This is a genomic window from Cupriavidus sp. 09_S30, assembly GCF_056930435.1.
This window is the reverse complement of the sequence record NZ_JBXOWI010000001.1, coordinates 2,257,351-2,270,545: the sequence shown is the minus strand read 5'-3', so window position 1 is coordinate 2,270,545 and position 13,195 is coordinate 2,257,351. Positions and strand designations below refer to the sequence as shown.

12 protein-coding genes are annotated in these 13,195 nt (G+C 68.5%); 7 read left to right on the top strand and 5 right to left on the bottom strand.

What is annotated here, in order from left to right; genetic code table 11:
* Positions 1-140: 140 nt before the first annotated feature.
* Positions 141-1,505: a YihY family inner membrane protein gene (locus AC1Z3O_RS10770; protein WP_483515712.1), complete on the top strand. Its 1,365-nt coding sequence runs from the start codon at positions 141-143 to the stop codon at positions 1,503-1,505.
* A 41-nt stretch (positions 1,506-1,546) separates the two neighbouring features.
* Here the strand turns inward: AC1Z3O_RS10770 and AC1Z3O_RS10765 are convergent, their stop codons facing one another.
* The 3 genes from AC1Z3O_RS10765 to AC1Z3O_RS10755 form a co-directional block, all read right to left on the bottom strand.
* Positions 1,547-1,864, bottom strand: a complete 318-nt coding sequence (locus AC1Z3O_RS10765) for an Mpo1-like protein (RefSeq protein ID WP_483515711.1) — start codon at positions 1,862-1,864, stop codon at positions 1,547-1,549.
* Between the two features lie 123 nt (positions 1,865-1,987).
* Positions 1,988-2,812 (bottom strand): alpha/beta fold hydrolase, encoded by an 825-nt coding sequence (locus AC1Z3O_RS10760; RefSeq protein ID WP_483515710.1) that lies wholly within the window; start codon positions 2,810-2,812, stop codon positions 1,988-1,990.
* The gene (locus AC1Z3O_RS10755; RefSeq protein ID WP_483515709.1) at positions 2,812-4,122 is read right to left on the bottom strand and encodes an O-acetylhomoserine aminocarboxypropyltransferase; all 1,311 of its coding nucleotides are present in this window, start codon (positions 4,120-4,122) and stop codon (positions 2,812-2,814) included. Before AC1Z3O_RS10755 ends, AC1Z3O_RS10760 begins: the two co-directional genes overlap by 1 nt.
* A 233-nt stretch (positions 4,123-4,355) precedes the next feature.
* Here AC1Z3O_RS10755 and AC1Z3O_RS10750 point away from each other — a divergent pair, with 233 nt between their 5' ends.
* The 5 genes from AC1Z3O_RS10750 to AC1Z3O_RS10730 all read left to right on the top strand — a co-directional run bounded on the left by AC1Z3O_RS10750 (position 4,356) and on the right by AC1Z3O_RS10730 (position 10,071).
* A complete protein-coding gene (locus tag AC1Z3O_RS10750) occupies positions 4,356-4,802 on the top strand; it encodes a CBS domain-containing protein (protein ID WP_483515708.1) in 447 nt (148 codons plus the stop codon).
* Between the two features lie 97 nt (positions 4,803-4,899).
* Positions 4,900-6,798 carry an MFS transporter gene (locus AC1Z3O_RS10745; protein ID WP_483515707.1) on the top strand — a complete coding sequence of 633 codons (1,899 nt, stop codon included), beginning with the start codon at positions 4,900-4,902 and terminating at the stop codon, positions 6,796-6,798.
* 52 nt (positions 6,799-6,850) lie between these two features.
* Complete coding sequence (locus AC1Z3O_RS10740; protein ID WP_483515706.1) at positions 6,851-7,594, top strand: glutathione S-transferase C-terminal domain-containing protein; 744 nt, start codon at positions 6,851-6,853, stop codon at positions 7,592-7,594.
* 154 nt (positions 7,595-7,748) lie between these two features.
* The gene (gene aroC / locus AC1Z3O_RS10735; RefSeq protein WP_483515705.1) at positions 7,749-8,870 is read left to right on the top strand and encodes a chorismate synthase; all 1,122 of its coding nucleotides are present in this window, start codon (positions 7,749-7,751) and stop codon (positions 8,868-8,870) included.
* A 1-nt stretch (position 8,871) separates the two neighbouring features.
* The gene (locus AC1Z3O_RS10730; protein ID WP_483515704.1) at positions 8,872-10,071 is read left to right on the top strand and encodes an MFS transporter; all 1,200 of its coding nucleotides are present in this window, start codon (positions 8,872-8,874) and stop codon (positions 10,069-10,071) included.
* Between the two features lie 48 nt (positions 10,072-10,119).
* Here AC1Z3O_RS10730 and AC1Z3O_RS10725 read toward each other — a convergent pair whose 3' ends face one another.
* Both AC1Z3O_RS10725 and AC1Z3O_RS10720 read right to left on the bottom strand, forming a co-directional pair.
* Positions 10,120-11,223, bottom strand: coding sequence for an NAD(P)/FAD-dependent oxidoreductase (locus tag AC1Z3O_RS10725; protein WP_483515703.1), 1,104 nt, complete (start codon positions 11,221-11,223; stop codon positions 10,120-10,122).
* A 107-nt stretch (positions 11,224-11,330) separates the two neighbouring features.
* On the bottom strand, positions 11,331-12,029 hold the full coding sequence (locus AC1Z3O_RS10720; RefSeq protein ID WP_483515702.1) for a FadR/GntR family transcriptional regulator: 699 nt from the start codon (positions 12,027-12,029) through the stop codon (positions 11,331-11,333).
* 260 nt (positions 12,030-12,289) lie between these two features.
* Here AC1Z3O_RS10720 and AC1Z3O_RS10715 point away from each other — a divergent pair, with 260 nt between their 5' ends.
* The gene (locus AC1Z3O_RS10715) at positions 12,290-13,186 is read left to right on the top strand and encodes a flagellar brake protein (RefSeq protein ID WP_483517577.1); all 897 of its coding nucleotides are present in this window, start codon (positions 12,290-12,292) and stop codon (positions 13,184-13,186) included.
* Positions 13,187-13,195: the final 9 nt, after the last annotated feature.

Below are 13,195 nucleotides of genomic sequence, written 5' to 3'. Positions count from 1 at the left end.
GGAAGGAGGCGGGCGGGTTGCGGGCTCGCGGCCATGCGGCCCGCGACTGGCGGGCCGGCAATAGCGGGTATTATAGATGTGGCCCCGGCGCCAGCTCTGGCCGCGCGGGCATCGACACTGGAGTAGGAGTATTTCATCGAATGTTTTCCGTCCGCCTGAATCGCCTGCGCCGTGGTTGGAACCTGCAGAAGCTGCGCGCGCTGATGCGCTATGTGCTGCGCCGCGCCAGCGAGGACCAGTTGCCGCAGGTGGCGGCCAGCCTGACCTTCACCACCTTCCTGTCGGTGGTGCCGGTGCTGACGGTGGCCTTTGCGCTGCTTGCCGCCTTCCCGGTTTTCCGCGACTTCCGCGCGCAGATCGAGGCCTTCCTGTTCCAGAACCTGATACCAGGCAACGTCAGCGATTCGATCTCGAGCTACCTCGCGCAGTTCTCCAAGAGCGCGCGCGGCCTGACGGCGATGGGCCTGGGCGGCCTGATGGTGACGTCCGTGCTGACCATGCTGACCGTGGAGAACGCCCTCAATGCCATCTGGCGCGTGCAAAGGCGCCGGCCGCTGGCGCAGCGGGTGCTGGTGTTCTGGGCTGCGCTGACCTTGGGGCCGGTGCTGATCGGTGCCAGCCTGTCGATCAGCTCCTACCTGATCTCGGTCTCGGCCGGCTACGTCGGCACCGTGCCGTTCGGCGTCGGCCTAGTGGTGGGCTTGGCGCCGGTGTTGCTGTCGGCGCTGGCCTTCGCCTTTCTCTACATCACGGTGCCCAACGCCTACGTGGACTGGCGCGATGCCATCGCCGCGGGCCTGGTGGCAGCTCTGGCGTTCGAACTGGCCAAGCGCGGCTTCGGCTATTTCATCACCCACATCCCCACCTATACGGCGGTCTACGGCACCTTCGCGGCGCTGCCGCTCTTTCTGTTGTGGATCTACCTGAGCTGGCTGGTGACGCTGCTGGGCGCCACCATTGCCGCCAATCTGCCGGTGATCCGGCTGGGCCATTGGCGCCGGCGCACGTTCGCCGGCAGCGAGTTCTTCGATGCGCTGGGGGTGCTTTACCTGCTGTACAAGGCGCGCGACGAGATGCCGCGCAGCATCGGCGAGCTGGACCTCGGGCGCAAGCTGCGCGTGGAGGCCGACTACCTGGCGGGCTTGCTCGGCAAGCTCAAGGCCATGCACTTGATCGGGCGCCTGCAGCAGGAGCGCGGGCAAGCGCACTGGGCACTGCTGTGCGACCCGGCGCAGGTGACGCTGCGCACGCTGCACAACCGGCTGGTGCTCAACCTGCCGCGGCTGGCCCGTTCGGCGCTGGCGCAGCAGTTGCATGGCGGGGACGAGCTGAAGGCCCTGCTCGACAATCCGCAGCTCGACCGCTCGCTGGAGTCGGTGTTCAGGCAGGCGGAACACCCCGCGGCTGGCGCTGGTACCGATGGCGCCGGTGGCGGAGACGGCGATGGCGGCGGTCGGCGCCGGCCGCTGGAGGTGGTGCCGCCGGGCTGGCACGGGCAGGTCTGAAACGGGGGCGCGGATACGGCGGCGGCGCCTGCGCTTCCCCTTCAGAACGGGATGCGTCCCCGCAGGATATCCGCGTACATGACCCAGTCGCCCATCAGGCTGTATATCGGGTGGCGGAAAGTGGCAGGCCGGTTCTTCTCGAAGGCGAAGTGCCCGACCCAGGCGAAGGCATAGCCGGATACCGCCGCTGCGAGCAACCACCAGGCATTGCCGGTGAGCGCCAGGGCGCCGAGGCACAGCAGCGCGACGGTCGACCCGGCGAAATGCAGCCGGCGGCAGGTGCGGTTGCGGTGCTCGTTCAGGTAGAAGGGATAGAAGGCGGCGAAGCTGTCGAATTCGCGCGTGGATGCCGGGCGCATGGCGGTCTCCTGTTCTCTTTCTGATACATCCGGAGGACAGTGTAGCGCGCCGCCGTGCGCCGGGCATGCTGCGGTGCGGCCGGCGTCAGGCCGCCACGCGTAGCCCATCGACGCGTTTCGGCCTCAGCCGGCCGCCACCACCTGGCGCGCGAAGCCGGCCAGCGCGTCCAGCACCTCATCGGGCTTCTCGCCCATCATCGCGTGGCCGCAGTCGACCGTGACCACGCTGGCCGATGCCATCTTGGCTGCCAGGGCGCGTGCGGCCTTGGGCGAGGTCATCATGTCCTTGCTGCCGCAGATGAACAGCATCGGGCCGCGCACGGCGGCCGCGGCTTCCTCGCCGTGGGCGTAGGCATTGCAGGCCGAGAAGTCGGTATGGAAGACATGGGCGCCGGGATTGCGCTGCGATACGCGCTCCATCAGCCGCTGGTTGCCGCCGTGCATCCACGAGCCCGGGCCGGGCGAGGAGGGCTTGTTGGCCAGGCTCGACAGCGACCAGTTGGTGACCATGGCGATGGCATCGCCCTCGCGCTCCAGCGAGGCCTGCAGCAGCGCATCGGACACCTTCATCGGATAGGCGGTGGCCAGCAGCGCGGCGGCGCGCACCGCCTCGGGATGGCGTGCGGCGCATTCCAGCGCGATCAGCGAGCCCATGCTGTGGCCGAAGACGAAGGCGGGCGCCTGCACGCCGGCGGCGCGCGCCAGTTCGATGACCCAGTCGGCCATGGCCTCGACCGTCGCGAGCGGTTCGCCCTCGCTGCGGTTATGGCCGGGCAGGTCCACTGCCAGCACCGAGAACCCGTGGTTGGCGAACCAGCGCGTCTGCAAGGCCCAGACGCTGTGGTCGTTCTGGGCGCCGTGCACGAAAATCGCGCAGGGCAGGGCGGGATCGAAGGGTTTGCCGCCGGTATAGGCGTAGGCCTTGCGGCCGGAAACGGTCAGTTCCATCAGGCTTGCCCTCCCTTGCCGCTCATGGATTTCTCGGCCGCCTTGAGGCCGCGCTTGAGGTCGTCGATCAGGTCGTCCGGGTCTTCCAGGCCCACCGACAGGCGGATGGTGCCCTCGCTGATGCCGGCCGACTTCAGCGCCGCGGCGTCCATGCGGAAGTGTGTGGTCGAGGCCGGGTGGATCACCAGCGAGCGGGCGTCGCCGACGTTGGCCAGGTGGGAGAACAGCGTCAGGCTTTCGATGAAACGCTGGCCGGCGACACGGTCGCCCTTCAGGTTGAAGCTGAACACCGCGCCGCAGCCGCGCGGCAGCAGCCGCTTGGCCAGTTCGTAGTCGGGGTGCGACTCCAGCTCCGGATAGGCCACCGAATCCACCATCGGATGCGACACCAGGAACTGCACCACGCGGCGGGCGTTGTCCACGTGCCGCTGCATGCGCAGCGGCAGGGTCTCGATGCCTTGCAGCAGTTGCCAGGCCGCCATCGGGTTCATGCAGGCGCCGAAGTCGCGCAGGCCCTCGCGGCGCGCGCGCAGCAGGAAGGGCGCCACCGTGCTTTCCTCGGTGAACACCATGTTGTGGAAGCCCTCGTAGGGCTCGGACAGCTCGGGAAAGCGGCCGGACGCCTGGAAATCGAAGGTGCCGCCCTCAACCAGCACACCGCCGATGGTGGTGCCATGGCCGCCCAGGAACTTGGTGGCCGAATGGTAGAGCAGGCCGGCGCCGTGGTCGAAGGGCTTGAGCAGGTAGGGGGTGGTGAAGGTGGAGTCCACCAGCAGCGGGATCTTGTGCTCCTGGCCAAGCTGGGCCAGCGTCGGGATATCGAGCACGTCGAGCCCCGGATTGCCCAGCGTTTCGCCGAACAGCAGCTTGGTTTCGGGGCGGATGGCCGCGCGCCAGGCGTCGATGTCGCGTGCCTTGACGAAGGTGGTCTCGATGCCGAAGCGGCGCAGCGTGTAGTGCAGCAGGTTGTGCGAGCCGCCGTACAGCGCGCTCGAGGCCACGATGTGCGAGCCCGCGCCCATCAGCGTGGCGACGGCCAGGTGCAGCGCGGCCTGGCCGGAGGCCACGCCGATGGCACCGACGCCATTCTCCAGCGCTGCCACGCGCTCCTCGAAGACCGCCACGGTCGGGTTCGAGATGCGCGAATAGACATGGCCCGCGCGCTCCATATTGAACAGGGAAGCGGCGTGCTCGCTGTCGCGGAAGACGAAGGAGGTGCTCAGGTGGATGGGGGTGGCGCGCGCCCCGGTGGCGGGGTCGGGCGCGGCGCCGGCATGCAGCGCCAAGGTGTCGAATCGGGTACCGGACATGATGAGGCGGGCTGAAGTGGATTCCGGCGTGCATCGTAGCACCGCGCGCCGCCTCCGGCACCCCCGGGCGTCTTTCAAGCCGCTCGCGCTTTACTTGGGCGGCCCGTTTCGGCTAGGATCGGCGCATGAGGCTGTGCAGCGCTCCTGGCGCCAGGCCAACAAATCGACTACCAATACCGGCTATCCCACAAGCTTCCTGCACGAGCTTCCAGCCAGACCCAGCGGAGACCAACATGAAAGTCAGCGACATCCTGCATGTCAAGGGCAATACGCTCTTCACCGTGAAGCCGGACACGTCACTGCTGCAGGCCATCCACACCATGGCAGAGCACGACATCGGCTCGCTGGTGGTGATGGAGTACGGCGACCTCGTCGGCATGCTGACCTTCCGCGAGATCATCCAGACCCTGGCCGCCAACAACGGCACCGTGGGCACCGCCAGCATCCGCAAGGTGATGGACGATGCGCCCCTGACCTGCACCATGGAGACCGACGTCGATGAGGTGCGCCGGATGATGCTGGCGCGGCACACGCGCTACCTGCCCGTGATGGACAACCGCACCCTGATGGGCGTGATTTCGTTCTATGACGTGGCCAAGGCGGTGGTCGAGGAGCAGAGCTTCGAGAACCGCATGCTCAAGGCCTACATCCGCGACTGGCCCGAGGAACGGGCCGACTGAGCCAGGGCGCGGCAGGCGGGCGCGTCCTGCGCGCCCGCGCGCAAGCGGCGCGTTCACGCAGCACCCCCGCTCGTGACGGGTCAATCCTTGCGTCTACATGAGCCAACAAAGCCAATTCAAGCTGCTTTCCGCGCGCCGCTTCGCCCCCTTTTTCTGGACACAGTTCCTGGGGGCGATGAACGACAACGTCTTCAAGGTGGCCTTCACCTCGCTGGTCACCTACCACGTCGCCCTGTTCGAAGGCGTGGATCCGCATAGCGCGCCCTTCCTGATCTCGGCCGTCTTCATCGCGCCCTTCGTGCTGTTCTCGGCCACCAGCGGGCAGATCGCCGACAAGATCGAAAAGTCGCGGCTGATCCGGATGGTGAAGTCGCTGGAGATCGTCATCATGACGCTGGCGCTGGCCGGCTTCGTGTGGCACAGCGCAGCGGCGCTCTACACCTGTACCTTCCTGATGGGCCTGCACTCCACGCTGTTCGGCCCGGTCAAGTACGCCTACCTGCCGCAGCACCTCGACGAATCGGAGCTGGTCGGCGGCAACGGCCTGGTGGAGATGGGTACCTTCGTCGCCATCCTGATCGGCACGCTGGTGGGTGGCGAACTGGCCGGCCTGAGCCGCGGCGGCGAAGTGGTGGGCCCCCTCTATGTGGGCGTTGCCTGCCTGGGGCTGGCGGTGGCCGGCCGGATCGTGTCGGCTCGCGTCCCCCATTCGCCGGCCCCCCAGCCGGCACTGCGCATCAACTGGAATCCGCTGACCGAGACCTGGCGCAACCTGATGCTGGCGCGCCAGAACCGCACCGTCTTCCTGAGCCTGCTGGGCATCTCGTGGCTGTGGTTCCTGGGCGCCACCATGCTGACTTCCTTCTTCGGCTTCGCCAAGGAGGTGCTTGGCGGCGACCAGAACGTGGTGACGCTGCTGCTGGCCGTGTTCTCCCTTGGCATCGGCACCGGCTCGCTGCTGTGCGAGCGCTTGTCGGGGCGCCACGTGGAGATCGGCCTGGTGCCGTTCGGCTCGATCGGCATGAGCGTGTTCGCCATCGAGCTGTACTTCGCCAGCCACGGCGAGCACCACACCGGGCTATCCGGGATCGAGGCCTTCCTGCAGGACCCGCGCCACTGGCGCGTGCTGGCCGACCTCTTCCTGCTGGCCATGTTCGGCGGCTTCTACAGTGTGCCGCTGTATGCGCTGATCCAGAGCCGCAGTGCGCCTACCCATCGCGCCCGCATCATTGCGGCCAACAACATCCTCAACAGCCTGTTCATGATCGGCGCCTCGCTGCTGGGCGTGGCGATGACGCAGGCGGGCTACACCATTCCGCAGCTCTTCCTGGTGGTCGGCGTGCTCAATGCCGCGGTGGCGGTCTACGTCTATTCGCTGGTGCCGGAATTCCTGCTGCGCTTCATCGCCTGGATCCTGGTGCACACCGTGTACCGGTTGCGCCGGATCAACCCGGAGCGCATCCCGGCCGAGGGGGCGGCGGTGCTCGTGTGCAACCACGTCAGCTTTGCCGACGCCGTGGTGCTGATGGCGGCCAGCCCGCGTCCGGTGCGCTTCGTGATGGACCACCGCATCTTCAAGGTGCCCTTGCTGTCCTGGTTCTTCAGGCAGGCGGGCGCCATTCCCATCGCGCCGGCGCACGAGGATGCCGGCCTGCTCTCGCATGCCTACGACCAGGTGGCCGAGGCGCTGGCCGAGGGCGATCTCGTCTGCATCTTCCCAGAGGGCAAGATCACGGCCGACGGCGAGGTCAACGCCTTCAAGCAGGGCGTGCAGCAGATCATCGAACGCACGCCGGTGCCGGTGGTGCCCATGGCGCTGCGCGGCCTCTGGGGCAGCTTTTTCTCACGCAAGGGCGGCGCGGCGATGTCGCGCCCATTCCGGCGCGGCGTGCTGAGCCGGCTGGAGCTGGTGGTGGGCGAGCCCATCGCGCCGGAGGCGGTGACGCCCGAAGGGCTGCGCCAGATCGTGCTGGACCTGCGCGGAGATTGGCAATAGCGCAGGTAGCGCACGGCAGCGGGGCAATCATTCTTCCAGGGAGCAGGCGCCGATGATCGTCCTCTACACCTTCGGTCCGGCCTTCGGCCTGCCCGATGCCAGTCCTTTCGTCACCAAGGCGGAGATGCTGCTCAAGCTCGCCGGCCTGCCGTACCGCACCGAGCGTGGCAGCTTGCGCCACGCGCCGAAGGGCAAGCTGCCTTACCTGGATGATATGGGGCGCATGGTGGCGGACTCCACGCTGATCCGCTGGCATATCGAGAAGACCTACCACATCGACTTCGACGAGGGCTTGAGCGCGGCGGAGCGCGGCATTACCTGGGCCGTCGAGAAGCTGATGGAGGACAACCTGTACTGGGCCATCGCGCGGGAGCGCTGGCTGGATGCCGACAACTTCGCCAAGGGACCCTCGCAGTTCTTCCAGGCCGTGCCAAGCCCCTTGCGGCGCATGGTGGGGGCCCTGGTGCGGCGCAAGGTCAAGCAGACGCTGTGGGCGCAGGGCCTGGGCCGGCATGCGCCGGAGGAGCTGGTGGCGCTTGCGGCCAAGGGCATTGCCTCGATCGCCGACATCCTCGGCGACAAGCCCTACTTGATGGGGGAGCGCCCATGTGGCGCGGACGCCACGCTTTTCGCTTTCGCCATGGGTGCGCTCTGCCCCTTGTTCGAGTCGCCGATCCGTACGGCGGCGGAGTCGCACGCCAACCTGGTGGCCTATGTGGACCGGATGCGCTGCCAGTACTATCCGGATCTGGCCGTCCCGGGAGCGGCGCCGGCGCTGCCGGCGCGGGCCGCCTGAGCCAGGCCTGCCCGCCGTGCGCGGTATCCGGCGGGCTGCGCGGCGTGTTCCGCGCAATTGCAGGAGAACGGCACAGCAGCAAAGCGGCAAAGCGGCAAAGCGGCACAAAGGCCTTACAATGTAGGCCGTCCCATCTTTCTGTGCGGTTTCCATCATGTCCGGCAATACCTTCGGCCTGCTCTTCACTGTCACCACCTTCGGCGAATCGCACGGCCCGGCCATCGGCGCAGTGATCGACGGCTGCCCTCCGGGCATGGCGCTGACCGAGGCCGATATCCAGGTCGAGCTGGACCGGCGCAAGCCCGGCACCTCGCGCCACGTGACGCAGCGCCAGGAGGCCGATCTGGTGGAGATCCTGTCCGGCGTGTTCGAGGGCAAGACCACCGGTACCCCGATCTGCCTGCTGATCCGCAATACCGACCAGCGCAGCAAGGATTACGGCAATATTGCCGAGACCTTCCGTCCGGGCCATGCCGACTACACCTACTGGCAGAAGTACGGCATCCGCGATTACCGCGGCGGCGGCCGCTCGTCGGCGCGCCTGACGGCACCCGTGGTGGCGGCCGGCGCGGTGGCCAAGAAGTGGCTGCGCGAGCAGTACGGCACCGAGATCCGCGGCTACCTGTCGCAGCTGGGCGAGATCGAAGTGCCCTTCATCGACTGGTCGCATGTCGGCGAGAACCCGTTCTTCGTGCCCAATGCGGATATCGTGCCGGAACTGGAAACCTATATGGATGCGCTGCGCCGCGACGGCGACTCGGTCGGCGCGCGCATCGAGGTGGTGGCCACCCATGTTCCGGTCGGCCTGGGCGAGCCGCTGTTCGACAAGCTGGATGCCGACATCGCGTACGCGCTGATGGGCATCAACGCGGTCAAGGGCGTGCAGATCGGCGCCGGCTTCGACAGCGTCTCGCAGCGCGGGAGCGGGCATGGCGACGAAATGACGGCCGCGGGCTTCCGCAGCAACAACGCGGGCGGCGTGCTGGGCGGCATTTCCACCGGGCAGGACATCACGGCCTCGCTGGCGATCAAGCCGACCTCCAGCATCCGCACCCCGCGCGAGTCGATCGACAAGTCCGGCCAGCCGGCCACCGTCGAGACCTTCGGGCGTCATGATCCCTGCGTGGGTATCCGCGCCACGCCGATCGCCGAGGCCATGCTGGCCCTGGTGCTGATCGACCACGCGCTGCGCCACCGCGCGCAGTGCGGCGATGTGCGCGTGGACACGCCGCGTATCGCCGCCCAAGCGCCCACCCAGACTCCGCCACAGGGCTGAGTTGCTGCCGGCAGCCCAGACCGCGGCCGCGCGCGTGCCGCTGACGCGCTTCGGCCTGTTCTACCTGGGCTATTACGGTTACGTGGGCGTGGTATCGCCCTACGTCAGCCTGTTCTTTGCCGGCCGAGGCTTCTCTGCGCTGCAGATCGGCGTGCTGATGGCCTGTTTCCAGGTCACCCGCATCGGCGGGCCGTACCTGTGGGGCTGGCTGTCCGATGTGACCCACACGCGGGTGCGCATCCTGCGGCTGACCGCGGTAGGCGCGCTGCTCATCTGCCTGGCTGTGCCCGCCGTGCGCGGCTATGGCGGCATGATGGCCATCATGCTCGCCCTGAACCTGGTCACCAGTGCCATGTCGCCGCTGGGCGATGCGCTGACCATCTCCACCTTGCGGCGCTACGGCGCCTTCGACCAGCGCTACGGCCGCATCCGTATGTTCGGCTCGGCCGGCTTCATCGCCTCGGTGCTGGTTGGCGGCGCCTTGTTCGAGCGTGTCGGCATCGATGCCTTTCCCTGGCTGGCGAGTGCCACGCTGGCGCTGTTCGCGCTGGTGGTGGCAGGGATGCGGGACGCGCCGGAGGATGGGCCGCGCACCCGGCCGCCGCCGGCCGTGCCCTTGCTGCTGCGCGCCGACGTTGCGTGGTTCCTGGCGGCGTCCTTCCTGATGATGTTTGCGCACGCGGCGCTCTATGTCTTCTACTCGCTCTACCTGGAGCAGCTTGGCTACAGCAAGTTCGCGATCGGTGTGATGTGGACCATCGGCGTGGTCGCGGAGATCGTGTTCTTCTTCTACCAGGGCCGGCTGTTCGCGCGCATTCCGCTGCGCCTGATCCTGGCCGGCACCTTCGTGCTCGCGGCCCTGCGCTTCGGCCTGACCGGCTACCTGGCGCAGGTAGCGTGGCTGATGGCTGCCGTGCAGGTCTTGCACGCCGCGACCTTCGCCGCCCACCACAGCGCCAGCCTCAAGCGGCTGCAGCACTGGTTTGCCGGCCCCCTGCAGGGTCGCGGCCAGGCTCTCTACACAGGGATTTCCTACGGCCTGGGCGGGACCCTGGGCGGGCTGGCGATGGGCTGGACATGGAAGACGCTCGCGCCTGAGCACACCTTCGGCCTTGCCGCGCTGGCGGCGCTTGTGGGCGCCTTGTGCGCATGGGCGAGCTTCGCGGGGGAGCCCGGGTCCGAAAGGCCGGCCGCTCCCTAGACCAGGCCGGCAGTGCGCCGCCGCGGGCCGCGGCGGGGTGCGTGTAGCTCAGGCCAGCAAGGCCGCCACTTGTTCGCCGATGGCCAGCGAGGCGGTCAGTCCCGGCGACTCGATGCCGAACAGGTTGACCAGCCCCGGCACGCCGTGCGTGGCAGGCCCGTCGATGCGGAAGTCGGCCGCGGTCTCGGCCGGGCCGCTGATCTTCGGGCGGATGCCGGCATAGCCGGGTTGCAGCGCGCCGTCCGCCAGGCCGGGCCAGTAGCGCCGCACCTCGTCGTAGAAGCTGTCGGCATCGGACGGATCCACGCTGTATTCGATCTCGTCGATCCAGCGCACATTGGGGCCGAAGCGTGCCTGCCCGCCCAGGTCCAGCGTCAGGTGCACGCCGAGGCCAGCGGCCTCGGGCACGGGGTAGATCAGCCGCGTGAACGGCGCCCGGCCGGCCAGCGTGAAATAGCAGCCCTTGGCGTAATACTGCGGCGGGATGTGGGCGGCGGGCATGCCGGCAATGCGCCGGGCCAGCGCCGGCGCGGTCAATCCGGCGGCGTTGACGACGGTGCGCGCCAGCAGCGTGGTGTTGCCGTCTTCGGCGCCGACCTCGAGCCGGATGCCGTTATCGCCGATCGCTCCGGACAGCACGGGCGATTGCACCGCCAGCATGGCGCCGGCGTTTTCGGCGTCGCCCAGCAGCGCGGTCATCAGGCCGTGGCTGTCGATGATGCCGGTGGACGGCGATAGCAGCGCGGCCCGGCATTCCAGTTGGGGCTCCAGGCTGCGGGCTTCGTCGCGCGTGAGCAGGCGCAGGTCGTCGACACCGTTGCCCGCGGCCTTGGCGCGGATGCCGTCCAGCGTGGCGACCTGTGCCTCGCTGGTCGCCACGATCAGCTTGCCGCAGCGCTGGTGGCTGACGTGGTGGGAAGCGCAGAAGTCGTACAGCATGGACTTGCCGCGCACGCATAGCTGCGCCTTGAGCGAGCCGGCCGGGTAGTAGATGCCGGCATGGATCACCTCGCTGTTGCGCGCGCTGGTGATGGTGCCGAAGGCATTCTCCGCTTCCAGGATGATCACCTCGCGGCCCTGCATCGCCAGCGCCCGGGCGACCGCCAGGCCGACCACGCCGGCACCTACCACCACGCAATCCACTTGTTCCATCGTGCTTCCTCGTTGTTTCTCGTCGTTTTTTGTAGTCGGCAGGGCGCCGCCGCGCCGCTGCTTCCTGTTGATGGTGCTGCTCCGCCTGCGCAGCCCGATCCCGCTGCTCAGCCGACCTCCAGCCCCATGCGCCGTGCCGCCGCCATCAGGTGGCGCCGCGCCGCCTGCCGCGCCGCGGCAGGGTTGCCGGCGGCGATCGCGTGGACCAGCGCCGCGTGTTCGGCGTCGGCCGCGCGGTAGCCGCCGCGAAAGCGCGCCGCGTTCTCCCATGCCGTCTGCCGCGCGTGCAGCAGATGCTGTCCGACCAGGTCGGTCAGGCTGGTGAAGCAGGGGTTGTGCGCGGCGGCGGCGATGGCGTGGTGGAAGGCCACGTCGGCCGCGGCGGCGCGGGCAAAATCCTCGGCCTGCGTGCGCATGGCCTCCAGCGCCGCGCGGATGGCGGCAAGGTCGGCCTCGGTGCGCCGGGTGGCGGCCATTTCGGCGCAAGCCGCCTCGACCACCATGCGCAGTTCGAACAGCTGGGCCGGTGTGGGCCCGCCATCGGGCGCGCTGTTCACGCGCCAGACCTGCCCGCCCGGCGTGTCGGAGACATAGGCCCCCGAGCCCTTGCGCGTCACCAGCACGCCATCCGCCTTGAGCAGGGCGATGGCCTCGCGCACGATCGGCCGGCTGACGCCAAAGGCATCGGCGAGCGCGGATTCCGCGGGAAGCCGGGCGCCGGCGGCAAAGCGACCGCCGACGATATCCGCACGCAGTGTGTCGGCGATGCGGCTGGCAAGCGAAGCAGGGCGGGGCAGCGTGTTCATGGCGATTCTTGGATTTGTCAGGCTGTCTGACAGCATTTGGCGTATTCTGCGGACGCGGGCTGCCGCCGTCAAGGTGCCGGACGACGCTGCCCGGCCCGCGCAGGCGGCGCCAGCCGATTCTCACGCTGCTTTGTCACGCGGATTTAACTTTTCGGCGGGCCGGCCGATAGCAAGCGAATCAGGTGGCGGACGCCGCACGGCGCCATCCGTGCCCGCATCCGCCTGCCACGTTTCCTGCTGAGGCTTTGTCGCGCATGCACTTGATTCCGCTCTCTCCAACCGATCTCCCCGTGGGGCAGCCCTTGCCCTGGACGCTGCTCGACGATGCGGGCAATTGCGTGCTCGGCAGTGGCAACGTCATCCACGACGCACGCGACGTCGATCTGGTCTTCCGCCACGGCGGGCTCAGCCGCCATGAGACCGAGCCGGCGCAGGGCGGTGCGGAGGAGGGCCGCGCCAGCAGCGGCCCGCTCGGCCTGCCGGTGGGGACCTTGCTGCATGTGAAGGTGCCGGGCGGGTCCGAGCGCGCCGCGGCCAGCCGGCTGATCGGCTTCATCGAACAGGCTCTGTTCATTTCCTGGCCGCAGCTCGGTGGCCGGGAGCAGCCCATCGAGGCGGGCGAGACGCTGTTGCTGCGGGGCTTCTCCGGGCAGGCGATCTATAGCTTCCGCTCGACCATCACGGCCGTCTGCCGCAGCCCTTTCCGCTACCTCGTGCTGTCGGCACCCACGCAGTCGGAGCAGTTGCCCGTGCGCAAGGCCGCGAGAGTGCCGACGCGGCTGGCTGCCTTCCTGTACGAGGAGGAGGGCGAGGCCGAAACCATGCAGGGCGCGCAGGCCGCTGCGCAGGCGCAGGCGAAAGACGGCGAGCGGCTGGTCGTGCTGTCCGACCTGAGCCTGGGCGGTGCGCTGCTGCAGGCCGTGGGCCCGGCGCCGCGGCCGGACAGCCGCGTGTGGCTGCGCTTTCAGCTGCGTACCGCTGCCTTCGACTGCGAAGTCAATATTCCCGCCTGGGTGCGCAATGTGCCGGCGGAGGCGGGCGACGAGAACTTTCCGGCCTTCAGCGTGGCCTTTGACAGCCTGGGCGAGCGAGAATTGACGCTGCTGCACTGCTTTATCTACGAGCAGCTGCTGTCCGGCTCGCGCCTGCCCCTGTAGGAGAAGGGT